This window comes from Pseudomonas sp. BP01, assembly GCF_022760795.1.
GTDB classification, from domain to species: domain Bacteria; phylum Pseudomonadota; class Gammaproteobacteria; order Pseudomonadales; family Pseudomonadaceae; genus Aquipseudomonas; species Aquipseudomonas putida_Q.
In genome coordinates, this window is sequence record NZ_JAFBKA010000009.1 from 83,858 (window position 1) to 109,375 (window position 25,518).

Genomic DNA, 25,518 nt, shown 5'->3' on the forward strand with positions numbered 1-25,518 from the left:
GAAGCATGTCGCAGTCGTTGTTGCCCTTCATTCTGTTCGCCCTGGTGTCCAGCATCAGCCCTGGGCCGACCAACCTGTTGATCCTGGCCCATGGCGCGCGCGCGGGTTTGCGCGCGAGCCTGGCGCCCATCGTCGCGGCCTGTGGCGCGGCGGCAGCGATCGTGTTGATGGTCGGGCTGGGGCTGGGTGAACTGCTGCTGCGGCACCCCTTGGCCCAACAGGTGATGAGCTGGGCGGGGGTGTTGTGGCTAAGCTGGCTGGCGTGGAAGATGCTGCGCAGTGCCGCCGCACCGCTGCAGGCGGCCACGGCGCAAGGGTTCAGTGCTTGGAGCGCCGCAGCGTTGCAGGTGGTGAACCCCAAGGTATGGTTGATGGCCGTGGCGGTGGTCGGGGTGTTTGCCGCGCCGTCGTTGCCGGTGTGGCAGTGGGCACTGGTGTTTTTGCTGATCGCCCTGCCGTGCATGGCAGCGTGGGCGGTGTTGGGGGTGGGCAGCGCCCGGTGGTTGCAGGCACCGCGGCGGTTGCAGTTGTTCAACCAGGTGTTGGCGGGGGTGCTGTTGATTTCTGCCTGGGCTGCCGTACTGGCTTGAATCTAAGGCGGTATCCCCTGAGGTCTACGGGGACCTGTAGGAGCGGCCTTGTGTCGCGATGGGCCGCAAAGCGGCCCCGGCAATTTCTGCGGCGAAGCTGAAATCCTGGAACCGCTTTGCGGTCCATCGCGACACAAGGCCGCTCCTACAGAAAAGCGCGCTGGCCATAGGGTCAGTGCGTCAGCGCCTCGCGGTAGCGCCGCGTGCTGGCAACAGCCAGTACCAGCCCGACCACCGCCACGCTACCGCCCACCAGGCCGATATCGGCCACGTCCATCTGGCTGCTGACGATACTGCCCAGCAGCGCACCGCCACCAATCCCTATGTTGTAGATACCCGAGAACAGCGCCATGGCCACATCGGTGGCATCGGATGCCAGCTTCAACGTTTTGGACTGCAGCGAGAGGCTGAAGCTGAGGATCGCCACCCCCCAGAACATGCTCAGCACCGCAAACGCATAGAAGTTGCCCGACAGCGGCAACATCAGCAACAGGCACGCGGCGAGCAAGCCAATCGAGCCCACCAGAAAGCCATGAGGGAAACGGTCGCTGTAGCGGCTGAACAGCAACGAACCGAATACCCCGGCACCGCCGAACAGCAACAACAATAGCGTGGTGCGCTCACCGCCAATCTGCGCCACGTGCAGGGCAAACGGTTCAATGTAGCTATAGGCGGTGAACTGCGCGGTAATGACCAGCGTCACCAGCAGGTAGGTAATCACCAGCGCCGGGCGCTTGAACAGGATTGGCAGGCTGCGCAACGAGCCCGAGTTCTGGCTGGGCAGCAGCGGCAGCGACTTCATCAGGCACAGCATGGTGGCCAGCGCGACCCCGGCAATACTGAGGAAGGTCACGCGCCAGCCCAGCGCTTCACCCACCACGCGCCCCAGCGGAATGCCCAGAACCATGGCCAGGGTGGTGCCGGTTGCCAGCAGGCCCAGCGCCTTGGCCTGCTGGCCAGGTGGCGCCACGCGCACTGCCAGCGAGGCGGTAATGGCCCAGAACACCGCATGCGACAGGGCAATGCCGATACGGCTGACCAGCAACATGGCAAAGCTCTGCGACAGCCACGACAACAAGTGGCTGACGATGAACACCAGGAACACGAACAACAGCAGGCGCCGCCGTTCGATGTTGCGGGTCAGCAGCATCATCGGCAGCGAGGCCAGCGCCACCACCCAGGCATAGATGGTCAGCATCAGCCCGACCTGGGCGGTGCTCATGTCGAAGCTGCGGCCAATGTCACTGAGCAGCGCCACCGGGACGAACTCGGTGGTGTTGAAGATGAAGGCCGCCAGGGCCAGGGCGATGACGCTCAGCCAGCTGCCGCTGCCCGTCGTGGGCGGCAGGTCGGTGGGTATGGGTCCGTTCATGGGTGGAAAACGCTTCTCCGCAGACAAGGCAACAGTTCGCACGCCAGCCACCCGCTTGCAGGGGTGCCGACGTACGCGCTGTTATTGATAGGAATGCACGGCATGGTACGCGTCAAGCCGGGGCCTCACAACCGCAAGGCGGGCAGAAGGAGTACCATGCGCGCTTTGTGTGAAACGCGTGTGCAACAAGGAGCCCGATCCGCTCATGGACAAGCAGCACCCCCAGCAGCAGTGGCAGCAGGCAGTTATTGCCTATGCCCAAGCCGTCAACGACTACGTCGCGCAGGGCCGTGCGCAAGGCTGGGACAATCTTGAAGAGCCGCAGGCGCCAGCCACCGGGCACCTGCTGGACGCCTGGCTGGCAGCCCTGCAGGCAGCCAATCACCCTAGCGCCGACGAACAGCAGCGCCGGGCCTTCCGCGAGGCCTGGCCACCTGCGCACCACCCCTTGGTACCGTTGCTCGAAGACCACGGCCAAGGCATCAGCAATGTCCTGCTGCTGGAGGATGGCAGCCTGCTGGCACGCATCGGCATGCCCTACGACAAGGGCCAGGTGGTGCGTATCGATCATCATGGGGTAACCCCGGTCATCGGCATCGAGCACTTTGGCCGCTGCCCGGCCCGCCGTTATTTCGCCCTGGCCAATGCCGAAGGCATACGTGTGACCGATGGCTGGGGGGGCCCGCAAGTGCAGCGCCTGGCCTGGCCAACCGGGCTGGAGGGGTTGCCGCCAGGTTACCCATTCGAGCCGTTCGACCTGCCGCCCACACCTAGCGCGCTGATCCCCTTCCCGGATGGCCAGCGCGTGCTGCTGGTGAGTGCCGAAGGTATCTTCGTGCTGTCCACCCAGGGTGCGACTCGCCTGCTGCCACAGCAGACACGCGTGCTCGATGAGTTGGCCGAAGGCACCGACCCGGACGACATCAGCCTGGGGCTGAGCATGGAGCATGGCGCGGTGTCGGCGGACGGTCGGCTGATCGTGGTGGGTGAGCAAGGCAGCCGACACTTGGTGCTGGACGCGCAACTCAGGCCGCTGGCGGAGATCGGCCCTGGCAGCGAGTACCCGCACTTTGCGTTGTTCAACCGCGCGGGTGACCACCTTGCCCTCAATGCCTGTCATTTCTACAGCGGCGCCACGCTGGGGGTAAACGTCGCCGATTTGCCGGGGCTGGAGACCGACTACTACAGCCAGGACCCACGTACCCCACTGCTGCAGGATGGCGCGCGGGTATACGCCGGGGTAGCGCGCGATGGCGAGTACATTGTGGGTGATGCCTATGGCTACCTGCGGGCGTTTGGCGAGGATGGCAAGGAACACTGGCAGCATTACCTGGGGTCGACCATCAGTGCGATGGATATCAGCGCCGATGGGCAAACGCTGGTAGCGGCGAGCCACGCGGGGGTTGTGTCGGTGATTGCGCTGGATAGCGGGCGGCCTGAATGGCAGATCGGCACCGGGGCACATGGCGAGGTGCGGCGGTGGTTGTTCTGGCGGGGGTGGGACAAGGCGATGGTCTGGTAACAGAACCAGGATTTTTTGCTGCCTGTACTGGCCCCTTCGCGGGTGAACCCGCTCCCACAAGGACCGCACATAGCCTGAATGCCGTGGTGCAGCTGGGGGAGCGGGCAAGCCCGCGAAGAGGCCAGTACAGGCAGCCGATCAATCAGCCCTGCAAGGTGGCCATGTCGATCACGAACCGGTACTTCACATCACCGGCGATCATGCGCTCATACGCCTGGTTGATGTTGCGGATATCCAGCATCTCGATATCGCAACGGATGTCGTGCTCGGCGCAGAAGTCCAGCACTTCCTGGGTCTCGGCGATGCCACCGATCAACGACCCCGCCACCACCCGGCGCTTGAGCACCAGGTTGGCCGCATGCACTGGCGGGTCGATCGGTTCGATCAGGCCGACCAGGATGTGCACACCATCGAACTTGAGCGTTTCCAGGTACGGGTTGAGGTCGTGCTGCACCGGAATGGTGTCGAGCAGGAAATCGAAACGACCAGCCGCGGCGCGCATCTGCTCGGCATCGGTGGACACGATGACATGGTCGGCACCCTGGCGGCGGGCTTCCTCTGCCTTGGCCTGGGAACGGGTGAACAGGGTCACTTCCGCGCCCAGGGCCTTGGCCAGCTTGATGCCCATGTGGCCCAGGCCGCCCATGCCGAGGATGCCGACCTTGTGGCCCGGGCCCACGCCGTGGTGCTTGAGCGGCGAATAGGTGGTAATGCCGGCGCACAGGATAGGTGCGGCGCTGGGCAGGTCCATGCCGGCCGGGATGCGCAGCACAAAGTGCTCGCTGACCACGATGCTGCTGGAGTAACCGCCCATGGTGTTGCTGCCGTCAACCCGATCCGGGGTGGCGTAGGTCATGGTGGGGCCTTCCAGGCAATATTGCTCCAGGTCCTTGGCGCAGGCTTCACAATGGCGGCAAGAGTCGACCATGCAGCCGACGCCGACCAGGTCACCCACCTTGTGCGCGGTGGCCTTGGCGCCAACAGCCGTGACCCGGCCGATAATCTCGTGCCCAGGCATCAGCGGGTAAACGGCAATGCCCCATTCGTTGCGTGCCTGGTGGATGTCGGAGTGACATACGCCGCAGTACAGGATCTCGATGGCGACGTCGTCCGGGCGCAGGCTGCGGCGCTCGAAGGTCATGGGCGCCAAAGGGCTGGCAGAAGTTTGGGCGGCGTAACCGATGGCGGTATACATGCAGGACCTCGCAGTGAAGTGAAACGATTCAGGCGTCGCATTTTGCGCGTCCAACCGCGTCACGCCCACGGCTGATTCTCCGGCATCCATGCCTGATTATCCGAAGATGCTATCTGTCAGCTGGCGCCACGCCTTCAATCTGCGATGATTAAGCTGTCTGATTCTCTGCCCTTGGTCCACCATGCAACTGACCCGCCACGTCGACGCCAATGCGCCGCTTTGTACGCTGATCCGCAGCCTCGCCACGCGCCCAGGCTTTGTGCCCACGCACCTGCCCCAGGTGCAGGTGCTGAGCTGGGACCACTACGTGGCCAGCAGCCCGCAAATCTACGAACCCAGCCTGATGATCCTGGCCCAGGGCAGCAAGCTGGCGCGCCTGGGGCCGCGCACCCTGGAGTACGGCGCCGGGCATTATCTGGTACAGGCGTTGTCGGTGCCGTTCATGTGCGAAACCTTCGCCACCACTGACGCGCCATTGCTGGGCGTGGCGGTGGACATCGACCGTGGCGTGCTGGGTGAACTGGTGCAGAGCATGGGCCTGGTGCCAGACGCTGCAGTACAGGCGCAAACACCGCAATCGATGACCTCCGCAGCACTGGATGCGCCCATGCGCGACAGTGTGGAACGGCTGCTGCACTGCCTGCAGGACCCGCTTGACGCCAAGGTACTGGGCCCGGCGCGCGTCCGCGAGGTGCTGTATACCGCGCTGCGCGGCCCGCAGGCCGGTGTGTTGCGAGCACTGGTGGAGCAACAGGGGCACTTCGCCCGCATCGGTGCCGCCCTCGCCCACCTGCGCGAGCACTACGCCGAGCCGCTGAGCGTGGAGGCACTGGCCGCGCGGGCCAACATGAGCGTTTCGACCTTTCATGAACACTTCAAGCGCTGCACCGACATGGCACCGATGCAGTATCTCAAGCGCTTGCGGCTACTCAAGGCGCAGCAGATGCTGATCGGCGAAGGCCTGGGTGTGGCGCAGGCCGCGCACCGGGTGGGCTACCAGAGCACCTCGCAGTTCAGCCGCGAGTACAAGCGCCAGTTCGAGCGCAGCCCGGGGGATGAACAGCCCTATCAGAGCTTGCCTGTGTAGCGAAGCCATGCTCGATCACTGTGGAAGCGGGCGCGCCCTCTCCCACAATGGTCTCATGCGCTTCATGTTTGCCGCTCGACCATGGCGATGATGGCGGCCTTGAGCTCAGCCTTGGCCTGGCCGGCTTCCAGCTCTCCCGCTGCAGCCGCCTGGGACAGCGCATCCGCTGCCCCCACCAGCAGGCGCATGCCGGCAACCCCTACATTGCCGCTGGGCGAAAACCCGGCCAAGGCTTCGCGGCACTTGTCCAGGAACGGCTGCTCGTACGCCCGCTTCAGCGCCTCCATTTCCGGCGACCCGGCCAGCGCCGCCGACACCCCGGGTATCTCCCGGCCCTGGCTCATCACGCAGTCCACATAGGCCTCGGCAATCACCCGGGCGCGGCTGGCCAGGCTGGCTTCACAGCTGGCCAAGGCTTGCGCCAGCATCTGCGACTGACGCGCATCGTATTCCTGGTACAGCGCCACCAGCAGCCCGGTGCGGGTCTCGAAATGGTCGTAGACCACCGGCTTGGTTACCCCCGCGTGTTCGGCCAAGCGGCCCAGGCTCAAGGCATCGGTACCCTCCTCCCGCACCAATTGCCAGGCCATATCCAGCAACTGCCTGCGTCGGTCGTCGCGGCTCAGGCGCTTGCGGGAACGTGCTTGATCATCGCTTGACATCGATTACCTACCAAAAGTAACTTACTAAACGTAACTTACCTGGAGTATATAACGCTCCAGGCAGCCCTGCACCCCGAATGGAGAGCCACCATGCACGCCCTGATCGTCGTCGGTCATCATGACCCGCAATCCCTCACCCACGCGCTGGCTCGCCAGGTTGCCGACGGCCTGGCCAGCGAAGGCCACAGCAGCGAAATCGCCGACCTGGCCAGCGAAGGTTTCGACCCCCGCTTCAGCCTGGCAGACCATGCCGTGCACCGCCGGCAGGCAGCTCCGCCGGCCGATGTACTCAAGGAGCAGGCCCGCATCGAGCGCGCCGATGCCCTGGTGCTGGTCTACCCGGTCTACTGGTGGTCACTGCCGGCCTTGCTCAAGGGCTGGGTCGAGCGGGTATTCAGCAACGGCTGGGCGTTCGACTATGACGAAGGCACCACGGTGAAGAAATTGCGTGGCATGAAGGTTCACCTGGTCGGCATTGCAGGTGCCGATACAGGCACCTTCGAGCGGCATGGCTATGGCGAGGCGATGCGCGTGCAGATCGAGCACGGCATCTTCGACTATTGCGGCGCAGAAGTACTCAGTTCCACATTGCTGGATGACAGCGAAGGGCCTGACCAGCTCCCTCACTTGCAGCACGCACACGCTTTGGGCAAAAAACTGTTTGCAGATTGCCAGGCCGCAGCCTGAACCGGCGCAGTGCCGCTACTCAAGTAGCGGCAGCCTCGGTTCTGCACGCACCCCATTGCAGGAAATCAGACGACCCGGCTACCATTGAGAACGATTCACACTAACAACCGGAAGCCAGGCGTTGGACAGCACATCGACCCGTAAACTGGGCTTTTTCTTCAGCGATCACCATCGCTGGTTGCTCCAGCACATCCACAAACGCCTGCGCAACCATGCCGACGCCGAGGACACTGCCGCCGAAACGTTCTGCCAGATGCTCGGCGCACGTGTCGATCCAGACAGCATCCAGCAGCCTCGCGCCTACCTCACCGTCATCGCCCGTCGGCTGATCTTCGACCGCCATCGCCGTCGCCAGCTCGAGCAGGCCTACCTGGAACACCTGGCGCGGCTGCCGGAGGCCGTAGCACCATCGACCGAGGAGCAACTGCTGCTGATCGAAGCCCTGGTGAGCATCGATCAGGCACTGGACGGCTTGCCGGCAGTCGTCAAAGCCACCTTCCTCTACAGCCAGCTCGACGGCATGCACTACGCCGACATCGCGGCAAAGCTGCAGATCAGCGAACGCTCTGTCAGCCGCTACATGAAACAGGCGCTACGCCAATGTTACCTGTGCGAGGTGCAGGCATGAGCAGGCCTGCCCTGGACCGGGTCAGCGAGCAGGCCATCGACTGGATGGTCGAGCTCAGGGCCGCTACGCCTGACCCGGCGCTGCTGCAACGGGTCAGGCTGTGGCTACAGCAGGACCCCGCTCACCAACAGGCCTGGAACCGCCTGGAGCAACGCCTTGGCCATCCGTTCGCCGCGTTGCTCGCCCTGGATCAGCGGGCCCCTGGCCAAGCAGCAGAGGCACGCCGATTGCTGATGCAGCCTACTCGCTCACGGCGTGACTTACTTGGTGCCATGGCCAGTCTGGGGCTGTTCGGCGCGGCGCTATGGGGTGGATGGCGTAGCGACACCACCCAAGGCTGGCTGGCCGATTTGCACACGGGCCGTGGCGAGCGGCGCAGCTTTACCTTGGCAGACGGCAGCCGCCTGAGCCTGAACAGCGCCAGTGCGGTCGACGTGCAGTTCGATGCCGGGCAGCGGCTTCTGGTGCTGCGTCACGGCGAGTTGCTGATCCAGGTTGCACGCGATCCGCTGCGGCCCTTGCGCGTGCGCACCGCGCAAGGCCAAGTGCTGGCGTTGGGAACGCGGTTTCTGGTCAGCCAGGAGCAGGACGCCACACGCGTCGTGGTACTGCAGCACAGCGTCCGCGCCAGTCTCGCCGATGGGCAGTGGGCGGAGCTGCAGCAAGGGCAGGCTGCCCTGCTACGCAACAACACCATCGAGCGGCTGACAGGCGAGCAACAGCAACGTGCTGCATGGCTGGAGGGCCGCCTGGAAGTCCTCGACGCGCCGCTGCATGGGGTGATCGACGCGCTGCGCCCCTACCAGCGCGGCTACATCCGGCTCGCCCCCGCGGCACGCGACCTGCGGGTGCAGGGCGTATTTCCTCTGGACCAGCCACAGCAGGCGTTCAAGGCGTTGGCCGAGGCCCTGCCAATCAGCGTGGAGCGCTATGGCCCGTGGCTGATGTTGATCGACCTGAAACCCGCTTGATAAAAATATTTATCAAAATCATTCGCACTCGTGGCAAGTTTTCTTTGCTCATCCCACATACCTCCTGACAGCCACTTCATTCGGGAGTAATCCGTGTACAACCCCTTGCCCCGCGCCCTGCCCCTGGTCGCAGCCCTGGCCAGCTTCAACGTGCTTGCCCAGGCGCAAATCCAAGTGTTCGACCTGCCACCCGCCAGCCTGGCGCACACGCTCAACCGCATCGCCAGCCAGAGCGGCCACATCATCGCGCTGGAGCCAGCACTGGTGCGCGGCAAGCAGGCACCTGCCGTGGTCGGCCAGATGAGTGCCGAGCAGGCCATGCAAGCTGCGCTGGCCGGTAGCGGCTTGCAGTTGCGGGTTTCCGCCGAGGGCCATTTCAGTGTGGCGCCCGGCAACCTGGGCAGCGACGTCATGGAGCTGGGCAGCACCAGCATCACCGACAACTATGTGGACGCAACCAGCGAAGGCACCGGGTCGTATGCCGCCCGCGCGGTGACCCTGGGCAAAGGCACGCATACCCTGAAGGAGATTCCCCAGTCGGTCACCGTCATCACGCGCAAGCAACTGGATGACCAGGGCATCACCGACTTGCAGGACGCGCTTAACCACACCACGGGCATTGTCGGCGCGCAGGGCATTGGCCCTGGCGTGGTCGTGACCTCGCGTGGTTTTCAGATTGATGACTGGCAGTACGACGGCGTGCCGATTCCGCGAAACAACTATTCGCTGGGCAACTGGGCCACCCAGGACCTGGTGTTCTTCGACCGGGTGGAAGTGCTGCGCGGTGCTTCGGGCCTGTTGCAAGGCACCGGCAGCCCAGGTGGCGCAATCAACCTGGTGCGCAAGCGGGGCCAAACGGCGCCGACCGTTACGCTGACAGGCAAAGCTGGCTCCTGGGACCACTATGGCCTGCAGCTGGATGCCGGCGGCCCGCTGACCACCGACGGCCGTGTGCGCGGGCGGCTTGTCGCTGACGAAGACCAAAGCGACAGCTTCATCGACTATGTCTGGAGCAAAAACCATTCGCTGTACGGTGCGCTGGACATCGACCTGACCGATGCGACGACAGTGGGCGGCGGCATAAGCTACAACCGTCAGCAGTCCCGGCCGATGCTGCGCGGCCTCCCACGCTACGCCAGTGGCAAACCGGTCGACCTGCCGCGTTCGACTTACACCGGCGCCCGCTGGAGCCGCGCAGAAACCGACGTAACCACGTACTACCTGGACCTTGAACACCGCTTCAACGATGACTGGACCTTCAAGGCCGCAGCCGTGCGCATGGATGAAACCAACACATCCACCCACCAGCGCGTGCAGAGCACCCTCCAGGGCGTTGCGCCTGACGGCAGCGGCATCACCTACGCCGACTGGCTCACCGATTTTCACTCGACCAAGCTGGGCCTGGACATGAACGTGGTGGGCCACTTCGATACCGGCCCACTGGCCCATGAAATCACCGTGGGAGGCAACTATTCCAAACTGACGTCGGATGACGCCTATTGGCGCAACTTCGACGCCGGCGGCAACATCTTCGACATCGACCATGACCGCCCGGAGCCCAGCCGCGACAGCGTATTCGATGGCGACGCCGCACGCTCCAACAGGGCCAGCTACGACATCCGTCAGAAGGGCCTGTATAGCGCCTGGCGCATCAAGCCTACCCAGGATCTGACCTTGATCCTCGGCACGCGTGTCAGCTGGTTCGACTACAGCTGGGATTCGATCGACTTCGAGAGCCTGACCGACCCCGGTACCCGCTACCCCACCAGCCGCATGACCGAAACGGGGCAAGTCACCCCTTATGCCGGCTTTGTCTATGACCTGACCCGCGAATGGGCCTGGTACGCCAGCTACACCGACGTGTTCGTACCGCAAACCGAACGCGCCGTGGGCAATGCGCCGCTCAAACCGGTGATCGGCAGCAATTATGAAACGGGCCTCAAGGGCGAACTGCTCGACGGCCGGGTCAACGCCTCGATCGCGCTGTTCCGCTACGACCAGGAAAACCGCGCCGTCACCGACGTGGCCTCGGGCTTCGCCTGCGATGACTGGTACTGCTCCACCGCAGCAGGCAAGGTACGCAGCCAAGGCGTCGAAGCCGAGATCAGCGGCGAAGTGCTGAGTGGCCTGCAACTGTTCGCAGGCTACACCTACAACACCACCAAGTTCCTCGACGACCCTGACGACAAAGGGCGCACCTTCAGCCAGTGGACACCCAAGCACATGCTGCGTGCATGGGCCGATTACACCCTGCCACTGGACGGCCAGCGCTGGAGCACCGGCTTGGGCTTTACCACCCAGAGCCACACCCTCGGCTACGAACGTACCTACACCGTGCCTGGCTATACCGTGTGGAGCGCACGCCTGGCCTACCAGCTGACCCCCGAAGTGAACCTTGCCGTCAACGCCAACAACCTGTTCGACAAGAAGTACTGGGTTGCAGGCTTCAACCAGCTCAATGGCAGCAACAACTATGGCGAGCCACGCAACTTCATGCTGACGGTGAAGTACACCCCGCAACTCTGACCCAGGGTCAATCTGCCAGCGGCCACTGCGCCAAGGGCCGGTAAGCGCCCTTGCGCGACTCGTAAAGCGTGAAGTGGCGCGCGGAGAGGTAGAACTCCGGCGCGCTGCTGGCCTCGGGTGGTTGCCCGCGGTAATCCCTGGACAGGGTCAAGTGTGGCCGATATTCACGGTTGGCCGCCTCCACCCCCAACGGCAACAGTGCCTGCTGCAAGCCGTACACCAGATGCAACAGGGCAGGCGGTGTCTGCTGTGGCTCCAGCACCAGCGCGCCGGCCCGCTGCCACACCTGCAAGCGGTCAAGCAACAGCCGCGGTGCCATGGCCGGCAGCGCCAGCTGATCGACTGCCGCACAGATCGCAGGCACCTGGGCGATATCCACATCGCCGAGGAACAACAGCGTGACGTGGAAGTTGGCCGCCGGCACCGGTTTGCCGCTGCGCAGGTCCAGCCCCCGCCGCCACTGGGCCAAGGCACCACGCTGGGCATCGCTGACCGGCAGGGCGAAAAACAGCCGTTTGAACGGGCTACCGCTGGGGCGTATATCCTGAACCATACCAACTCCATGACGTGAAACGTTTGCGCAAGACTGTAGGGCATTACACCAATGTCGCCCCGGTGTTTCGTAACAATAAGTACAAACTACCCCCATGATTGTTTATGCTGGCGGGCTTATGCCATGGCGCATGGCCATTTTTCGACAAGTAAACGTCCATGAAAATTGCACTCGTACTTATCTTCGCCCTCTCGATTGCCTACGTGCACCTGCGCGGTCGGGTTCGCCACAAGTTGACCCGCCAGCTGGGCGACCATTCGAGCTTCCTGGCCCCGATCAACAGTTTCCTGTACCTGTTTTCCAAGCTCCCGGCCAAGCCCTACTTGCCGGTCGAAGCCTTCCCCGAACTGAAGCCACTGCAGGACCACTGGCAGGAAATCCGCGAGGAAGGCCGCCAGTTGCTGCACGTGGGCGAAATCAAGAAGTCCGACAATTACGATGATGTCGGTTTCAACTCGTTCTTCAAGACCGGCTGGAAGCGCTTCTACCTGAAGTGGTACGGCGAAAGCCACCCATCGGCGATGGCCCTGTGCCCACGCACCACCGAGCTGCTGCAAAGCATCGGCACGGTCAAGGCCGCCATGTTCGCCACCCTGCCGCCAGGCGCCAAACTGGTGCGCCACCGTGACCCGTATGCCGGCTCGTACCGCTATCACCTGGGCCTGGACACGCCCAACGACGACGGTTGCTACATCGACGTGGACGGCGAGAAGTATTCCTGGCGCGATGGCGAGGGTGTGATCTTCGACGAAACCTACATCCACTATGCGGCGAACACCACGGAGCACAACCGCATCATCCTGTTCTGTGACGTCGAGCGCCCGCTCAAGTACCGCTGGGCGACTGCGTTCAACCGCTGGTTCAGCCGCAACGTCATGGCCGCCGCCGCCGCGCCTAACGGTGACGGCGACAAGACCGGCGGTATCAACCGCTTGTTCACCCGCATCTACAAGATCCGTGAACGCGGCAAGGCGCTGAAAAAGCGCAACCGCATGCGCTACTACCTGGAAAAGTGGGCTGTGGTTGCGGCGCTGGTGCTGGTGTTCATCTACATCTGAATGCTGAGCGTGCTCCTGCAAGGTGCTGCGGCAGCCCGAGTGATGGTGCAAGACAGTGGCCCTCACAAGTACTGCTGCACACCCACCAAAGTACAAGCCTCGCTCTTGTCACTCTTCGACTAGCCTGAAAGCTCCACTCGCAACCACCACAAGGTGAAGACGATGAGCATGATGGACTGGGACGCCTACCGTAAGCAGTTGATGGCCGGCATCGGCGATCTCAAGCAACTCTCCCCCGACACCGTGGCCGGTTACATGACTGCCAGCGGTGCAGGAGCCAAGACCAATCACCTCGACGCCAAGACCCGTGAGTTGATCTCACTGGCCGTGGCCGTGACCACCCGTTGCGACGGCTGCATCGCCGTGCATTCCCAGCAGGCGGTCAAGCACGGTGCCAGCCGCGAGGAAATTGCCGAAGCCCTCGGCGTAGCGGTGGCGATGAACGCCGGTGCGGCGCTGGTGTACTCGGCGCGGGCCATGGATGCAGTAGGCAAGGCCAACGGCTAGGCACAAACGGCGTCGTCGCCCTTGCGCGAAGGCGCCGCGCCCCACAGACTTGGCGGCCCAGCCCTTGCAGGAACCCGCATGATCCACATTCGCCCCATGACAGCCGAAGACTTCGAGCGCTTCTGGCCCACCTTCCAAGCCATCGTCCAGGCCTGTGAAACCTACGCATTCGACCCAGCCCTGAGCTTCGATCAGGCACGCCAGCTGTGGCTGGAGCTGCCATTGCACACGCTGCTGGCCGAAGAGGATGGCGAGCTGCTGGGTTCTTATTACCTGAAGGCCAATGCCGCCGGGCCTGGCGGGCACGTGGGCAATTGCGGCTACATGGTGTGCGAACAGGCACGTGGCCGGGGCGTGGCGCGCCTGATGTGCGAGCACTCGCAGAAGCTGGCACGCCAGGAGGGCTTTCTGGCCCTGCAGTTCAACTCGGTAGTGGCCAGCAATGAAGTCGCGGTGGCACTGTGGCACAAGCTGGGCTTCGAAACGGTCGGGCGCTTGCCCAAGGCTTATCGCCATGCCCGCCTGGGGCTGGTGGACTGCCTGGTGATGTACAAATGGCTGGCGGATGAGCCGGTGGTAGAGAAACCACCGCTGCTGATCGGGCGCAAGAACATCGAGGCGCGGGTGTCGCGCCGTCGCGGGCGCTGACCTTCTCTCGCAGGTTCGGCCCCTTCGCGGGCTTGCCCGCTCCCACCAGTACTGCGCAGTACCTAAAGGCTGTGCGGTCCCTGTGGGAGCGGGTTCACCCGCGAAGAGGCCGGGCCTGCTAAACGCTCAGTTTCAGAAGGCCAAGCCCACCTTCACCCCAAACTCGTCACGCTTGAGCTTGGTGTTGTCTGCCACTGGCGAATCTTCGTCCAGCTTGTATTCGGTGCGGGTGTAGTAAACCCCGGCCTGCACCGGCATATCACCCTGCTGGTTCATCAGCAACGTCACTTCGGCGTACGGGTTGGTACGGTCTTTCAGGTCGACCGTGTCGCTGCCAAAGTCGTCCACTTTCAGCCGCGCGCGGCCGTCCAGGGTATGGCGCGCGCCCACTTCCACCCGCAGGGTCGAGGCGTCGAACTGGTGGTTGTAGCCCAGCGCCGCCTTGGCAAAGGGCGATTTCACGGTGAGCTTGGTATCGAGGTCGTTGATTTCCGGCTCGAAGCGCGACCAGCTGTAACCGCCGCCCACGGTCACGTCGACAAAGTTGCGAGCGTCCAGCGCCGCACGCCAGCCAAGGTCAAGGTCGGCCTGGGCCTCCTTGAGCTTGTTGTCGTTCTTCTTGCCGAATTTGGCTTCGGCGCCGAGCTGGTAGATGAAACCGGATTCGGCTGTCAGCTTGTTGCCGAAGGTAGCGAACACACCACCCTGGCCCATGTGTTCCTTGTCGCTTTCACTGCCACCTTCGAACTTGAACTTGTCGTAGGCGCCCTGCAGACCGATGGTGAACAGCGGGTCGGTGCTGGGTGCGGCGGTGGCGGCCAGCGGTGCGGCGATCAGGGCGAGCAGGCAGGTGTGGCGCAACAGATGACGAGCAGGCATGCGTAAAGTCTCCATGACTTGATAACGAAAGACGAACGTGCGGTTCGAGACAAACGCCAGCCGGAAAGTTCGAAAAAAAGTCAATAAAAGCGCGCAACCTTGTGTTTTATCGCAGTATTCGTGGCGCACCAACATTTGACGCCCCAGCATTTCAGTGGTCAGATGCGCGCCAGTTTCAGGTGCCCTTCGCCGCCGCGCGCAGGGTGAAACGGGAAGCCGGTGCGTCGTGTAACCCACGACAAGTCCGGCGCTGCCCCCGCAACGGTAAGCGAGCGACCCCTTCGAGATACCACTGTGCACATGCATGGGAAGGTGAAGGTGTCATGCCCCTCGCAAGCCCGGAGACCGGCCTGGAGCTTCACTTGGCAACCCGCGGTGGGCGGGCGCAGGCCGGAGTCCGTGCGCGCGCCTGCCTGCATGGTTCGCCTTTGCGTGTTTTCCACCGGGATCCATTCATTCCTGCAGCAGTGGAACGACATGTCCCGTATGTTCAAGCTTCACCCCCTGGCGGCCTGCCTGGCCGTCGCCCTACCCGCTCTGGCCGACGACCGTGACCAGCAGCAACCCCTGGCCTTGCCTTCCACGGCCATCACCGACACCCTCGACAGCCGCACCGTCGACCTGGCCACGCCGGCCCAGGCAGGCTCGCGCCTCGGCCTCAGTGCCCTGGAAACACCGGCCAGCACCAGCAGCATCAGCGCCGAGCAGATTCAGCAGCGCAACAACCTCACCGTGCAGGATGCCGTAACGCGGTCACCGGGCATCACCTTCGTCGGCTCCCCCGGCGATGGCGGCACAGGCCTGTCCGCCCGCGGCTTTGCCGGCCACAGTTCGGTGATGACCCTGTTCGACGGCGCACGCCTGTACACCGGTGCCGGCACCCAGACGTTTCCGGTGGACCCGTGGATGGTCGAGCGTATCGATGTGATTCGCGGCCCGGCTTCGGTACTGCATGGCGAAGGCGCCACCGGCGCGGTGATCAACGTGATCCCGAAAAAACCGTTTGCCGGCGAGGTGCGCAACCACCTGCGTCTGGGCTACGGGTCGTGGGACCGCCAGCAGCTGGGCCTGGACAGCGGCGGCAGTCTCAGCGAGCGCCTGAGCTATCGCCTCACCCTCAACCAGCAGGCCGGCAACGGCTGGGTCGACCGCACTACTTCGCGCAGCCTGGCCCTGAGTGCCGCGCTGCGCTTCGATGCCAGTGACGACCTCAGCTTGACCCTTGCCCACGACCGTGGCGATGCAGAGCCTGCCAGCTACTACGGCACCCCGCTGATCGACGGCCACTACCGCAGCAGCCTGCGCAAGAAAAACTACAACGTGCAGAACGACGTGCAGCACTACGTCGATGAGTGGACCCGGCTCACCACCGACTGGACGCTGAACGACCACGTCAGCGCCAGCAACCAGCTGTACTACATCAAGAGCCGCCGCCACTGGCGCAACGCCGAAGACTACAGCTGGGACGCCGAGCGCCAGCAATTGCAGCGCGGCAGCTACCTGGAAATCAAGCACAACCAGGAACAGTTCGGCGACCGCCAGTCCATCACCTTTGACCACAGCGTGTTCGGCCTGGCCAGCAAGACCGTGGTCGGCGCGGAATACAACAAGGTCCGCTTCAACGTCGACAGCAATGCGCCCTACAACGATGTGGGCGGTGATTTCATCGACCCGTGGCAACCAGAACCGGGCGGGTTCCACAGCGCCTCGCCACTGCGGCCGCAAACCTTGTCTAGCACCCACACCTTCGCCCTGTTCGCCGAAAACCGCTTGCAACTGAGCGACCGGCTGTCGCTGGTCACCGGCGTGCGCCGCGACCAGAACCACATCGACCGCACCAACCTGACCAACGACAGCCGCAGCGACCGCAGCCTGCAAGGTGGCAACTGGCGCGCCGGGCTGGTGTTCGCGGTCACCGACGACCTGTCGCTATACGGGCAGTACTCCACCAGCCAGGAGGGGGTCAACAACCTCATCAGCCTCAGCCCCACCCAGATGCACTATGACCTGACCGAGGCGAAGCAGACCGAGGTAGGCCTCAAGCAGCGTTTCTGGGAAGGCCGTGGCGAATGGACGCTGGCCGCCTACCACATCGTCAAGAAGAAGCTGCTGGTGGACGACCCGATCACCCACGAGAAGCAACAGGCTGGGCAGCAGACGTCCGACGGCCTTGAGGCAACACTGGAACTGGCATTGGCGCAGCAGTGGCAGGTGTCGGCCAACGCGTCGCTGGTGCGCGCCAGGTATGACGATTTCGACGAGATGGTCGGCGGCGTAGCGCAGGACCGTGCCGGCAACCGGCCGGCCAACGTGCCACGGCGTACCGCCAATCTGTGGCTGAGCAAAGGCTTCGGCCAGCAGGTAGAGGCCGGCATTGGTGCGCGCTACGTAGATGAGCGTTATGCCGATACCGCCAATACCCAGAGCGCCCCCGGGTACACCGTGGTCGATGCCAACATCGCCTGGCAGGTGCTGCCGGATGTGAAGTTGGGCTTGCAGTTGAACAACCTGTTTGATCGTGAATATGTGCAGTCGGCGTTCAGTGGGCAGCAGTGGTTGATGGGGATGCCGCGGTCGTACTTTGCGACGGTGGATTACAGCTTCTGATCTGAGCCTGCCTGTGCCGGCCTCTTTCGCGGGCTCGCCCGCTGCCACAGATACAACACAGTTTTCGATGACTGCGATATCTCTGTGGGAGCGGGGGAGCCCGCGAAGGGGCCGGCACAGGTAACACAAAAAACCCCTACCCACCTCTAACCAATTAGTTATAAGATAACATTTCACATGACATCCATTCCTATCAGCGACCCTCCATGACAAGCGCCAGCGCCACGCCCTCCTTGATCACCCAGCGCCTGCAGAGCATCGATGCCCTGCGCGGCCTGGTGATTCTGTTCATGCTTCTGGACCACGTCCGCGAAACGTTCTACCTGCACCGCCAGGTCAGCGACCCGATGACCATCGACGCCACAGAGCCTTCGCTGTTCTTCAGCCGCACCCTGGCCCACCTGTGTGCGCCAGTGTTCGTCCTGCTGACCGGCCTGTCGGCCTGGCTGTATGGCGAAAAACACCAGGGCCGTGGCGATGTTTCGGCGTTCCTGTTCAAGCGGGGGCTGTTCCTGGTGGTGCTGGAATTCACCCTGGTCAACTTCGCCTGGACCTTCCAGCTGCCCCCTAGCGTCATCTACCTGCAAGTCATCTGGGCCATCGGCGTCAGCATGATCGCCCTGTCACTGCTGGTATGGCTACCACGTGCGGCCCTGCTCGCCCTGGGCGCAGCCATTGTCGCCGGCCACAACCTGCTCGACGGCCTGCACTTTGGCGTGGAGTCTGCCCTGCACGTGCCATGGGCCATCCTGCACGACCGTGGCTGGCTTGAGTTCTCCGAAAACCTGCGCCTGCGCACGTCTTACCCGGTGCTGCCTTGGATCGGCGTCATCGCCCTGGGTTATGGGCTGGGGCCCTGGTTCGCCCGTGGCAGCCTGGCCGGCCAACGCCAGCAGCGCCTGCTGCTGACTGGGCTGATCGCATTGCTCGGCTTTGTCGTGTTGCGCCTGTTCAACGGCTATGGCGAGGCGCCGTGGAGCGGTTACCCGAGCCTCACCGAAACCGTGATGAGCTTCTTCAACATCACCAAATACCCACCGTCACTGCTGTTCCTGGCCCTGACCCTGGGCTGCGGCCTGCTGTTGCTGCGCGCCTTCGAGCGCGCCGGCCAGGCTCGGTGGATCAGCGCGCTGGCAGTGTTTGGCGCAGCACCGATGTTCTTCTACCTGTTGCACCTGTACGTGCTGAAGCTGCTGTACCTGGCCTGCGTGGCGCTGTTCGGCCTCAACCATGGCGACTATTTCGGTTTCGACGGCATCGCAGCGGTGTGGCTGGGTGCAGCGGCGCTTGCGGTTTCGCTGTACCTGCCGGTGCGCGGTTTCGCCCGCTTGAAAGCGCGCCGCCGCGACATCACCTGGCTGAAGTACTTCTGAAAAGCGTTTTCACCCGGCGGCGCGATGGTCTACCATGCGGGCCGCCGGTTTCCACCACGGAATTAATAGGGAATCCCAGGCCCGCCAATACGGGCCAAACGGAACTGCCCCCGCAACTGTAGGTGCCGAGCCTGCTCCATCGATGCCACTGGGCCACACACCCGGGAAGGCCGGAGCCGGGCCATGACGCACCAGTCAGGAGACCTGCCGGCCTACATTTACCAACCGGCGGGGTGTCCGGGATTGGCCATCAGTGTTGCCCCTGCCATCGGCGGGGCTCGGCGATGCCTGTCCGTGCGTTCCTGACCCGAACTGTCCGATAGGAGATCGCCCAGCATGCTGCCCCGTTTCGCCACCCTGCTCGCCGGCCTTGGCCTTACTGGCCTGGCCCAGGCCGCTGCCACCCACTACCCGCTCACGGTCGAGAACTGCGGCAAACCGCAAACTTTCGCCCAGGCGCCGCAGCGCGCCGTCACCATCGGCCAGGCCGGCACCGAGATGCTCTACGCACTCGGGCTTGGCGACAAGCTGGCGGGCACTTCGCTGTGGTTCAACAACGTGCTGCCCGAGTACCAGGCGCAGAACGACAAGGTGCCGCGCCTGGCCGACAATGACCCCAGCTTCGAGGCCGTGGTCGGCAAGCGCCCGCAGCTGGTGACGGTGCAGTTCGAATGGATGGTCGGCGCCCAGGGTGTGGTCGGCACCCGCGAGCAGTTCGATGAACTGAAGATCCCCACCTACCTGCTGCCGTCGGACTGCGAAGGCAAGGACAACCTGGTCGGCGCCGACGGCACCCGCCTGCAGGCGTTTCAGGTCAGCAGCATCTACAAGAGTGTCAGCCAGCTGGCCGAGATCTTTGATGTGCAGGACCGCGGCATTGCGTTGAACGCCGAGCTGAAAGGCCGCCTGGACAGCGCCAAGGCACAACTGACCGGCAAGGACCTGTCCACCACTTCGGCACTGTTCTGGTTCTCCAGCGCCGACCTCGACATCGACCCTTACGTGGCGGGCCGTCAAGGGGTCGCTGACTTCATGCTGCGCACGCTGGGCGTGCGCAATGTGGTCGAGTCCACCGAGGAGTGGCCTACCGTAGGCTGGGAAACCCTGGCCAAGGCCAACCCCACCTGGCTGATCATCGCCCGCATGGACCGCCGCCGTTTCCCCGCCGACGACTACCAGAAAAAACTGGAATTCCTGCGCAACGACCCGGTAACCCGCAACATGGACGCGGTGAAGCACAACCGCATCATCGTCCTCGACGCCGACGCCATGCAGGCCGGCATCCGCCTGTTCCGTGGCCTGCAAACCCTGTCGGCAGCCTTCGCCAGCGGTAAAGCGGCCCAGTGATGATTCGCCTGTTACCCTGCATCGCAATCGCCTTGGCGGCACTGTTGGCCGCCTTGCTGGCCGGCACTGCCATCGGTGAGACCAACCTGTCACCCAGCGTGGTCGGCCAGGTGCTGGCCAACCACCTGTGGCAGGCCGGCTACCCGGTTGACCCGATCGACGCCGGCATCGTCTGGAACTACCGCCTGACACGCACCCTGGTCGCGGCAGCCTGCGGTGCCGGCCTGGCCACCTGCGGCGTGGTGCTCCAGGCGCTGCTGCGCAACCCGCTGGCCGAGCCGTACCTGCTGGGCTTGTCGGCCGGCGCCTCGACCGGTGCAGTGCTGGTCGGCCTGCTGGGCCTCGGTAGCCTGGCGCTGAGCATGTCCGGGGGCGCTTTCATCGGTGCGTTGGCAGCGTTCGCCCTGGTGCTGCTCCTGGCCCGTGCGGCCGGCCCAGGCAGCAATAACGCGCAGGTGATCCTCGCCGGTATCGCCGGCTCGCAACTGTTCACCGCCCTCACCGCCTTTCTCATCACCAAGTCGGCCACCGCCGAACAGGCACGCGGCATCCTGTTCTGGCTACTGGGCAATCTCAGCGGCGTGCGTTGGCCTTCCGTGTGGCTGGCTGTGCCGGTGGCGCTGTTCGGCCTGGTGGTGTGCCTGTTGCACCGCCGCGCGCTGGACGCCTTCACCTTCGGCGCCGATTCGGCGGCATCGCTGGGCATCCCGGTGCGGCGCACCCAGTTACTGCTGATCAGCTGCACGGCACTGGTCACGGCTGTGATGGTGTCCATCGTCGGCGCCATCGGCTTTGTCGGGCTGGTAATCCCGCATGCCCTGCGCCTGCTGCTCGGCCCTGGGCACAGCCGTCTGTTGCCCGCCAGCGCACTGGGCGGTGCACTGTTCCTGATTGCCGCCGACGTACTTTCGCGCACCTTGATTACAGGCCAGGTGATTCCCGTGGGCGTGGTTACCGCACTGATCGGTGCACCGGTGTTCGCGCTGATTCTGGTCATCCGCCGAGGGCACTCATGACGGTCATGACCGCTGTACAGCTTGGGCCACTGAGCTGCCAGGGCCTGGGGCTGCAACTGGCCGGCAATACCGTGCTGCGCGATATCGACCTGCACGTTGTGGCAGGTGAAACCCTGGGCATTGTCGGCCCCAACGGCTCCGGCAAATCCTCACTGCTCAAGCTGCTGGCCGGGCTGCGCAAGCCGGCCAGCGGCAGCGTGCAACTGCTAGGCGAACCGCTGGCACAGCTGCCCCGCCGCCGTGTTGCGCAGGCCCTGGCACTGGTCGAGCAGCAGGCCGACACCCTCGATGCAATCAGGGTGTTCGATGCCGTTGCCCTGGGCCGTACGCCCTGGTTGTCGGCACTGGCACCGTTCTCTGGGGAGGACCGTGCCATCGTCGAGCAGGCCCTGGCTGACCTCGACGCCCTGCACCTGCGCGCACGCCTGTGGGGTTCGCTATCGGGTGGCGAGCGCCAGCGGGTGCACATCGCCCGCGCCTTGGCGCAACGGCCACAGGTACTGTTGCTGGACGAGCCCACCAACCACCTGGACATCCAGCACCAGCTTAGCCTGCTGCAGCAGGTTCAAGCCCTGCCCGTGACCACGCTGGTGGCGCTGCACGATCTCAACCAGGCACTCACCTGCGACCGCGTCGCGGTGCTGGACAACGGCCGCCTGGTCGCCCTTGGCAAACCGTTCGAAGTCCTCACGCCAGAGCGCCTGCTGTGCACCTTCGGCGTGCATGCACGTTACCTCACCGATCCCTTCGACGGCGCGCGCATCCTGCGTTTTCGCGCCCCCTGAACCAGGAAGTTCTACTGATGCTGTTGCGCCCTGTCGCCCTGCTGCTTGCCAGCGCCCTGCTTGCCCCCGCCGCATTGGCCGAGGTGCATGAAGTGAAAATGCTCAACCGCGGCAGCGAGGGCGCCATGGTGTACGAGCCGGACCACCTGCGCATTGCCCCCGGCGACACGGTGCGCTTTCTGCCCACCCAGAGCGGGCACAATGCGGCCAGCGTGACCGGCCTGCTACCGACCGGGGCCGAGCCCTTCAAGAGCAAGTTGAACCAGCCGTTCGAGCAGACCTTCAGCGTTCCGGGCGTATACGGCATCCAGTGCATTCCGCACCTGGCGATGGGCATGGTAATGCTGATCCAGGTCGGTGACGCGCCAGCTGCCGAATTGCCAGCCAGCTTGCCTGCACGGGCGCAAGCCCGCTTCGCAGCCCAGTTGCAGAAGCTCGAGGCCGCGCGATGAGCCGGCTGTTGTTGGCGCTGCCGTTGCTGGGGTTGTCGACCCTTTCCCTGGCCGACTCCGCCCAGTCGCAAAGCAACGGTTTTGTCGAAGACAGCAGCTGGAACATGCTCAACCGCAGCGTATTCGACCAACGCGACTACAAGCACGGTGGGCGCAACAGTGCCGCGCGCAATGCCTACAAACCGCGCAGCGAACGTAATGGCAAGGCTGAGGAATGGGCCTACGGTTTGATGGGGACATTTCAGTCCGGCTTCACCCAAGGCCTGATCGGTATTGGCGTCGATGCCCATGCCTACCTGGGCGTGCAACTCGACAGTGGCGGCGGGCGGGCGGGTAAAGCGCGCCTGCTGGGGGTGGACAACGATGGGCACCCGAAAAACGAATACAGCCGCGCAGGCGGAGCGCTGAAGTTGCGGGCGTCCAATACCGTGCTCTCCTATGGCGAGCAACGCGTCAAGACCCCGGTATTCAGCTCCTCCGACAGCCGCCTGCTGCCCGAGACCGCTACAGGGTTCTTCCTCACCAGCAACGAGTTCGACACGCTCAAGCTGCTGGCCGGGCACTTCAACGAAAGCACCGACCGCAATGCCTCCAGCCACGACCAGGGCTTCGTGGTGAACTACTCCAACAGCAAACAGGGCAACAGTTTCGACCTGGCCGGCGTGGTGTGGAACCCCGGCGCAGCCTTCAGCGGCAGCCTGTACACCTCGCGCTACGAGGACAGCTGGAACCAGCACTACCTGGGCAGCACCCTCAGCCACGCGCTGGATGACCGACGCAGCATCAGCCTGGACCTCAACCTGTACCGCACCACAGACACTGGCAAGGCGCTGTCCGGGCGCATCGACAACACCACCTGGAGCCTGGTCTCGCGCTACAACCAGGGGCCGCATGGTTTCAGCCTTGGCTGGCAGCAGGTCGACGGCAACACCCCGTTCGACTACGTGACGCGAGGGGCAATCTTCATTGCCAACGCTGTGCAGATGTCGGACTTCAACGCACCGAACGAGAAGTCCTGGCAGGCACGCTATGACCTGAACATGGGGGCGTATGGGGTGCCGGGGTTGAACCTGACGGCGTTGTATGTGCGGGGGTTCGATATCGACGGCACGCATGTCGACCCCAATGGCGGGTATGCGTACCTGGGGTATGGCAAGGGTGGCAAGCATTGGGAACGCGACCTCGAGGCGAGGTATGTGGTGCAGAGCGGCAAGGCCAAGGGGACGACGTTCTCGGTGAGGCATAACGTGCACCGGGGGAACACGGCGCAGGCTGAGCTGGACGGGGACCAGATACGGTTGGCGGTGGAGTGGCCGTTGTCGGGTGGGTTCTGATAGACCGGGTTGCCTGGATTGGGGCTGCTGTGCAGCCCATCGCGACGCAAGGCCGCTCCTACAGAGATCGCGAAAAGCCCGGACTGCGCCACGCCTGTAGGAGCGGCCCAGGCTGCATCAGGCAAGCGAGCTACCCGCAGGCAACAACCCCCACTCCGCGCGCTCCTGTTCATTCATCGCGGCCAGCACCTCGGCAAACGTGCGTTCCAGCTCTGAACTGACGTTGCCAAACACCTTGTAATTGCTGAGCAGATACCGCTTCACCACCCTCGGCCAACGGCGTTCCTTGTGCGCCGCATTGATGATGCCCTTGGCGTCATGGTAGGTCGCCCCCCGCCACAGTTCTATCAGCCTTTTTTCAAAATCCGCAAAGGTCCACAGGTCAATACGCTCTTCAAATTCGTCCAGCAGTTTGAGTTTGTACAGGGCCATGTATGGCATCGTGAGTCTCCCTCGGGTGCAGTGAGCAAGCCGTGCACAAGGGAAGGTAAGCAAGCCGGGCCGGTTTTGAAATGAACGCGTCGATCACGCCCAACGCGCCGGTGTAGGCGCTTTCCCACAGGTCAGGGCAATCGCAAGTGCATGTGCGTGGTCTGCCAGACCGGGTCTTGCTCCACATTCACCACCGCAAACCCTTGCCGCTCCCAAAACGCAATCGCACCCGGCAGAAACGGATGCGTATGCAGGTACAGGCAGTCGATACCTGCCTGCTCCGCCCGTTCGCGCAACGCGCCGAACAACGCGGCAGCCAGGCCATGCCTGCGGTAGGCCGGTAGCACGAACAGGCGCACCACCTCGGCTACCCGCTCGGCGTGATAATCAAGCTGGGCAAAGCGGTGGTCATAGGGCACGTAGCCGATCACCGCAACCAGCTGCCCGTCATCACGGGCCTCAAGAAAGCACCCCGCGCCATCCAGGTAGGTCTGGGCAAAATGCGCAAGGTCGTGCGACAGTGGCGCTTTTGCAAGCATCGGGAACAGCTCGCGGCGAGCGCTATCGACAAACGCCACGACTTCGGCAATGGCGACGCGCGCCACGGGTTGCAGGGTCCAGTTCGGCATGGGGCTGTTGGCAGTGGTTGGAGGGCAAGGTTCTACCGCACTGTGCCGTTCAAGGCAAATCACAAAGCTCGTCGTGGCCAGGCCGACATCGGTATAATCGGGAGTCTTCACTGCCCGACCAGGCCATGCCATGCCTCGCTTCCAGAAGTTGCTGTTGCCCCTGCTGCTGACTGCCGCCCTCACCGCCTGCGACCAGAAGCCCACGCGTGAAGATCAGATCCTCGCTCAGTTGCCGCTGCAGGATGCCTATACCCACAACATCGAGCGCATGGCGGCGCTGCTCGGCCGCACTCACCCGCAGCTGTCGCAAGCCACCATCCAGGATGTACTGCGCAAGTACCTGACCGTCGAGGACCAGCGCCAGGACCTGTTCCGGCTGTACAGCGAAAAGAACTTCAGCGACGCCGAATTTGCCACCATCGTTGCTGCCACCCAGGACCCAGCCAAGGCCAGGGCCCTGGAAGACACCGAAGCGGGCAAGCGCCTGAGCGAAAAACTCACCGCGCTGATGCGCGAAACCGCTCGCGACGTCAAGGTGCAAGCGCTAGTCGAGCGGCGCATGCAGCAGGTGGAAGACGAGCTGAACGCACTGGACAGGCCTGGTTCCTGAACGCGGCGCCCCACTCCCCCTAGCGCGAAAGGTCGTCGCTACTTTCAA

Annotated in this window: 25 protein-coding genes and 2 riboswitches; of the genes, 18 read left to right on the forward strand and 7 right to left on the reverse strand. The window is 63.9% G+C overall.

Annotation, left to right across the window (positions count from 1 at the left end; all coding sequences use genetic code 11):
* Nucleotides 1–5 precede the first annotated feature (5 nt).
* Complete coding sequence (locus JOY50_RS10370; protein WP_243055164.1) at nucleotides 6–590, forward strand: LysE family translocator; 585 nt, start codon at nucleotides 6–8, stop codon at nucleotides 588–590.
* Between the two features lie 172 nt (nucleotides 591–762).
* On the opposite strand, the gene JOY50_RS10375 is transcribed toward JOY50_RS10370, so the two are convergent.
* Complete coding sequence (locus JOY50_RS10375) at nucleotides 763–1,962, reverse strand: sugar transporter (RefSeq protein WP_019470956.1); 1,200 nt, start codon at nucleotides 1,960–1,962, stop codon at nucleotides 763–765.
* Between the two features lie 205 nt (nucleotides 1,963–2,167).
* Here JOY50_RS10375 and JOY50_RS10380 point away from each other — a divergent pair, with 205 nt between their 5' ends.
* The gene (locus JOY50_RS10380; RefSeq protein WP_138736759.1) at nucleotides 2,168–3,484 is read left to right on the forward strand and encodes a hypothetical protein; all 1,317 of its coding nucleotides are present in this window, start codon (nucleotides 2,168–2,170) and stop codon (nucleotides 3,482–3,484) included.
* Nucleotides 3,485–3,626: 142 nt separating this feature from the next.
* Here the strand turns inward: JOY50_RS10380 and calA are convergent, their stop codons facing one another.
* Nucleotides 3,627–4,679 carry a vanillin reductase gene (gene calA, locus JOY50_RS10385; protein ID WP_019470954.1) on the reverse strand — a complete coding sequence of 351 codons (1,053 nt, stop codon included), beginning with the start codon at nucleotides 4,677–4,679 and terminating at the stop codon, nucleotides 3,627–3,629.
* A gap of 181 nt (nucleotides 4,680–4,860) precedes the next feature.
* On the opposite strand from calA, the gene JOY50_RS10390 reads away from it, so the two are divergent.
* The gene (locus JOY50_RS10390) at nucleotides 4,861–5,766 is read left to right on the forward strand and encodes an AraC family transcriptional regulator (RefSeq protein ID WP_138736760.1); all 906 of its coding nucleotides are present in this window, start codon (nucleotides 4,861–4,863) and stop codon (nucleotides 5,764–5,766) included.
* A 62-nt stretch (nucleotides 5,767–5,828) separates the two neighbouring features.
* Here JOY50_RS10390 and JOY50_RS10395 read toward each other — a convergent pair whose 3' ends face one another.
* Complete coding sequence (locus tag JOY50_RS10395; protein WP_138736761.1) at nucleotides 5,829–6,428, reverse strand: TetR/AcrR family transcriptional regulator; 600 nt, start codon at nucleotides 6,426–6,428, stop codon at nucleotides 5,829–5,831.
* Between the two features lie 90 nt (nucleotides 6,429–6,518).
* Between JOY50_RS10395 and JOY50_RS10400 the strand changes: the two genes are divergently transcribed.
* The 4 genes from JOY50_RS10400 to JOY50_RS10415 all read left to right on the forward strand — a co-directional run bounded on the left by JOY50_RS10400 (nucleotide 6,519) and on the right by JOY50_RS10415 (nucleotide 11,240).
* Entirely contained in the window at nucleotides 6,519–7,115 is a 597-nt protein-coding gene (locus JOY50_RS10400; RefSeq protein WP_138736762.1) for an NAD(P)H-dependent oxidoreductase, read from the forward strand.
* Between the two features lie 121 nt (nucleotides 7,116–7,236).
* A complete protein-coding gene (locus tag JOY50_RS10405) occupies nucleotides 7,237–7,743 on the forward strand; it encodes a sigma-70 family RNA polymerase sigma factor (protein WP_132839657.1) in 507 nt (168 codons plus the stop codon).
* Nucleotides 7,740–8,714 carry a FecR family protein gene (locus tag JOY50_RS10410; protein WP_243055165.1) on the forward strand — a complete coding sequence of 325 codons (975 nt, stop codon included), beginning with the start codon at nucleotides 7,740–7,742 and terminating at the stop codon, nucleotides 8,712–8,714. The genes JOY50_RS10405 and JOY50_RS10410 overlap by 4 nt, the downstream gene beginning before the upstream one ends.
* 93 nt (nucleotides 8,715–8,807) lie before the next feature.
* Nucleotides 8,808–11,240, forward strand: coding sequence for a TonB-dependent receptor (locus JOY50_RS10415; RefSeq protein WP_138736765.1), 2,433 nt, complete (start codon nucleotides 8,808–8,810; stop codon nucleotides 11,238–11,240).
* A 7-nt stretch (nucleotides 11,241–11,247) separates the two neighbouring features.
* On the opposite strand, the gene thpR is transcribed toward JOY50_RS10415, so the two are convergent.
* Entirely contained in the window at nucleotides 11,248–11,793 is a 546-nt protein-coding gene (gene thpR / locus JOY50_RS10420; RefSeq protein ID WP_132839654.1) for an RNA 2',3'-cyclic phosphodiesterase, read from the reverse strand.
* A gap of 158 nt (nucleotides 11,794–11,951) precedes the next feature.
* Here thpR and lpxO point away from each other — a divergent pair, with 158 nt between their 5' ends.
* The 3 genes from lpxO to JOY50_RS10435 all read left to right on the forward strand — a co-directional run bounded on the left by lpxO (nucleotide 11,952) and on the right by JOY50_RS10435 (nucleotide 14,006).
* Complete coding sequence (lpxO, locus tag JOY50_RS10425) at nucleotides 11,952–12,851, forward strand: lipid A hydroxylase LpxO (protein ID WP_132839653.1); 900 nt, start codon at nucleotides 11,952–11,954, stop codon at nucleotides 12,849–12,851.
* 162 nt (nucleotides 12,852–13,013) lie between these two features.
* On the forward strand, nucleotides 13,014–13,358 hold the full coding sequence (locus JOY50_RS10430; protein ID WP_013973174.1) for a carboxymuconolactone decarboxylase family protein: 345 nt from the start codon (nucleotides 13,014–13,016) through the stop codon (nucleotides 13,356–13,358).
* 78 nt (nucleotides 13,359–13,436) lie between these two features.
* Nucleotides 13,437–14,006, forward strand: coding sequence for a GNAT family N-acetyltransferase (locus JOY50_RS10435; protein ID WP_138736766.1), 570 nt, complete (start codon nucleotides 13,437–13,439; stop codon nucleotides 14,004–14,006).
* 132 nt (nucleotides 14,007–14,138) lie between these two features.
* On the opposite strand, the gene JOY50_RS10440 is transcribed toward JOY50_RS10435, so the two are convergent.
* Nucleotides 14,139–14,885 carry an outer membrane beta-barrel protein gene (locus JOY50_RS10440; RefSeq protein WP_132839650.1) on the reverse strand — a complete coding sequence of 249 codons (747 nt, stop codon included), beginning with the start codon at nucleotides 14,883–14,885 and terminating at the stop codon, nucleotides 14,139–14,141.
* Between the two features lie 160 nt (nucleotides 14,886–15,045).
* A riboswitch (cobalamin riboswitch) is annotated at nucleotides 15,046–15,254 on the forward strand.
* A gap of 108 nt (nucleotides 15,255–15,362) precedes the next feature.
* Between JOY50_RS10440 and JOY50_RS10445 the strand changes: the two genes are divergently transcribed.
* The 7 genes from JOY50_RS10445 (at nucleotide 15,363) to JOY50_RS10475 (ending at nucleotide 23,799) form a co-directional block, all read left to right on the forward strand.
* Nucleotides 15,363–17,492 (forward strand): TonB-dependent siderophore receptor, encoded by a 2,130-nt coding sequence (locus tag JOY50_RS10445; RefSeq protein ID WP_243055166.1) that lies wholly within the window; start codon nucleotides 15,363–15,365, stop codon nucleotides 17,490–17,492.
* A 206-nt stretch (nucleotides 17,493–17,698) separates the two neighbouring features.
* Nucleotides 17,699–18,865: a DUF1624 domain-containing protein gene (locus tag JOY50_RS10450; RefSeq protein WP_132839648.1), complete on the forward strand. Its 1,167-nt coding sequence runs from the start codon at nucleotides 17,699–17,701 to the stop codon at nucleotides 18,863–18,865.
* 28 nt (nucleotides 18,866–18,893) lie between these two features.
* Nucleotides 18,894–19,092: riboswitch (cobalamin riboswitch) on the forward strand.
* A 109-nt stretch (nucleotides 19,093–19,201) separates the two neighbouring features.
* The gene (locus JOY50_RS10455; RefSeq protein WP_138736768.1) at nucleotides 19,202–20,212 is read left to right on the forward strand and encodes an ABC transporter substrate-binding protein; all 1,011 of its coding nucleotides are present in this window, start codon (nucleotides 19,202–19,204) and stop codon (nucleotides 20,210–20,212) included.
* Nucleotides 20,212–21,228 carry an iron ABC transporter permease gene (locus JOY50_RS10460; protein WP_138736769.1) on the forward strand — a complete coding sequence of 339 codons (1,017 nt, stop codon included), beginning with the start codon at nucleotides 20,212–20,214 and terminating at the stop codon, nucleotides 21,226–21,228. The genes JOY50_RS10455 and JOY50_RS10460 overlap by 1 nt, the downstream gene beginning before the upstream one ends.
* Nucleotides 21,225–22,013, forward strand: coding sequence for an ABC transporter ATP-binding protein (locus tag JOY50_RS10465; RefSeq protein ID WP_138736770.1), 789 nt, complete (start codon nucleotides 21,225–21,227; stop codon nucleotides 22,011–22,013). The genes JOY50_RS10460 and JOY50_RS10465 overlap by 4 nt, the downstream gene beginning before the upstream one ends.
* Nucleotides 22,014–22,030: 17 nt before the next feature.
* Complete coding sequence (locus JOY50_RS10470) at nucleotides 22,031–22,465, forward strand: pseudoazurin (protein WP_028613488.1); 435 nt, start codon at nucleotides 22,031–22,033, stop codon at nucleotides 22,463–22,465.
* Nucleotides 22,462–23,799, forward strand: a complete 1,338-nt coding sequence (locus JOY50_RS10475; protein WP_132839645.1) for an OprD family porin — start codon at nucleotides 22,462–22,464, stop codon at nucleotides 23,797–23,799. Before JOY50_RS10470 ends, JOY50_RS10475 begins: the two co-directional genes overlap by 4 nt.
* Before the next feature lie 117 nt (nucleotides 23,800–23,916).
* Here JOY50_RS10475 and JOY50_RS10480 read toward each other — a convergent pair whose 3' ends face one another.
* Entirely contained in the window at nucleotides 23,917–24,240 is a 324-nt protein-coding gene (locus JOY50_RS10480) for a hypothetical protein (RefSeq protein WP_132839644.1), read from the reverse strand.
* Nucleotides 24,241–24,362: 122 nt separating this feature from the next.
* On the reverse strand, nucleotides 24,363–24,860 hold the full coding sequence (locus tag JOY50_RS10485; RefSeq protein ID WP_138736772.1) for a GNAT family N-acetyltransferase: 498 nt from the start codon (nucleotides 24,858–24,860) through the stop codon (nucleotides 24,363–24,365).
* A gap of 130 nt (nucleotides 24,861–24,990) precedes the next feature.
* Here JOY50_RS10485 and JOY50_RS10490 point away from each other — a divergent pair, with 130 nt between their 5' ends.
* On the forward strand, nucleotides 24,991–25,470 hold the full coding sequence (locus tag JOY50_RS10490) for a hypothetical protein (protein WP_019474003.1): 480 nt from the start codon (nucleotides 24,991–24,993) through the stop codon (nucleotides 25,468–25,470).
* Nucleotides 25,471–25,518: the final 48 nt, after the last annotated feature.

Bases quoted from the DNA above. Each gene is read 5' to 3' on its own strand.
- JOY50_RS10490 (WP_019474003.1), top strand. From the start codon at position 24,991: ATGCCTCGCTTCCAGAAGTTGCTGTTGCCCCTGCTGCTGACTGCCGCC.
- lpxO (WP_132839653.1), top strand. From the start codon at position 11,952: ATGAAAATTGCACTCGTACTTATCTTCGCCCTCTCGATTGCCTACGTG.
- JOY50_RS10440 (WP_132839650.1), bottom strand. From the start codon at position 14,885: ATGCCTGCTCGTCATCTGTTGCGCCACACCTGCCTGCTCGCCCTGATC.
- JOY50_RS10390 (WP_138736760.1), top strand. From the start codon at position 4,861: ATGCAACTGACCCGCCACGTCGACGCCAATGCGCCGCTTTGTACGCTG.
- calA (WP_019470954.1), bottom strand. From the start codon at position 4,679: ATGTATACCGCCATCGGTTACGCCGCCCAAACTTCTGCCAGCCCTTTG.
- JOY50_RS10400 (WP_138736762.1), top strand. From the start codon at position 6,519: ATGCACGCCCTGATCGTCGTCGGTCATCATGACCCGCAATCCCTCACC.
- JOY50_RS10430 (WP_013973174.1), top strand. From the start codon at position 13,014: ATGAGCATGATGGACTGGGACGCCTACCGTAAGCAGTTGATGGCCGGC.
- JOY50_RS10475 (WP_132839645.1), top strand. From the start codon at position 22,462: ATGAGCCGGCTGTTGTTGGCGCTGCCGTTGCTGGGGTTGTCGACCCTT.
- JOY50_RS10465 (WP_138736770.1), top strand. From the start codon at position 21,225: ATGACGGTCATGACCGCTGTACAGCTTGGGCCACTGAGCTGCCAGGGC.
- JOY50_RS10380 (WP_138736759.1), top strand. From the start codon at position 2,168: ATGGACAAGCAGCACCCCCAGCAGCAGTGGCAGCAGGCAGTTATTGCC.
- JOY50_RS10460 (WP_138736769.1), top strand. From the start codon at position 20,212: ATGATTCGCCTGTTACCCTGCATCGCAATCGCCTTGGCGGCACTGTTG.
- JOY50_RS10485 (WP_138736772.1), bottom strand. From the start codon at position 24,860: ATGCCGAACTGGACCCTGCAACCCGTGGCGCGCGTCGCCATTGCCGAA.
- JOY50_RS10375 (WP_019470956.1), bottom strand. From the start codon at position 1,962: ATGAACGGACCCATACCCACCGACCTGCCGCCCACGACGGGCAGCGGC.
- JOY50_RS10410 (WP_243055165.1), top strand. From the start codon at position 7,740: ATGAGCAGGCCTGCCCTGGACCGGGTCAGCGAGCAGGCCATCGACTGG.
- JOY50_RS10435 (WP_138736766.1), top strand. From the start codon at position 13,437: ATGATCCACATTCGCCCCATGACAGCCGAAGACTTCGAGCGCTTCTGG.
- thpR (WP_132839654.1), bottom strand. From the start codon at position 11,793: ATGGTTCAGGATATACGCCCCAGCGGTAGCCCGTTCAAACGGCTGTTT.
- JOY50_RS10370 (WP_243055164.1), top strand. From the start codon at position 6: ATGTCGCAGTCGTTGTTGCCCTTCATTCTGTTCGCCCTGGTGTCCAGC.
- JOY50_RS10395 (WP_138736761.1), bottom strand. From the start codon at position 6,428: ATGTCAAGCGATGATCAAGCACGTTCCCGCAAGCGCCTGAGCCGCGAC.
- JOY50_RS10480 (WP_132839644.1), bottom strand. From the start codon at position 24,240: ATGCCATACATGGCCCTGTACAAACTCAAACTGCTGGACGAATTTGAA.
- JOY50_RS10445 (WP_243055166.1), top strand. From the start codon at position 15,363: ATGTCCCGTATGTTCAAGCTTCACCCCCTGGCGGCCTGCCTGGCCGTC.
- JOY50_RS10450 (WP_132839648.1), top strand. From the start codon at position 17,699: ATGACAAGCGCCAGCGCCACGCCCTCCTTGATCACCCAGCGCCTGCAG.
- JOY50_RS10470 (WP_028613488.1), top strand. From the start codon at position 22,031: ATGCTGTTGCGCCCTGTCGCCCTGCTGCTTGCCAGCGCCCTGCTTGCC.
- JOY50_RS10455 (WP_138736768.1), top strand. From the start codon at position 19,202: ATGCTGCCCCGTTTCGCCACCCTGCTCGCCGGCCTTGGCCTTACTGGC.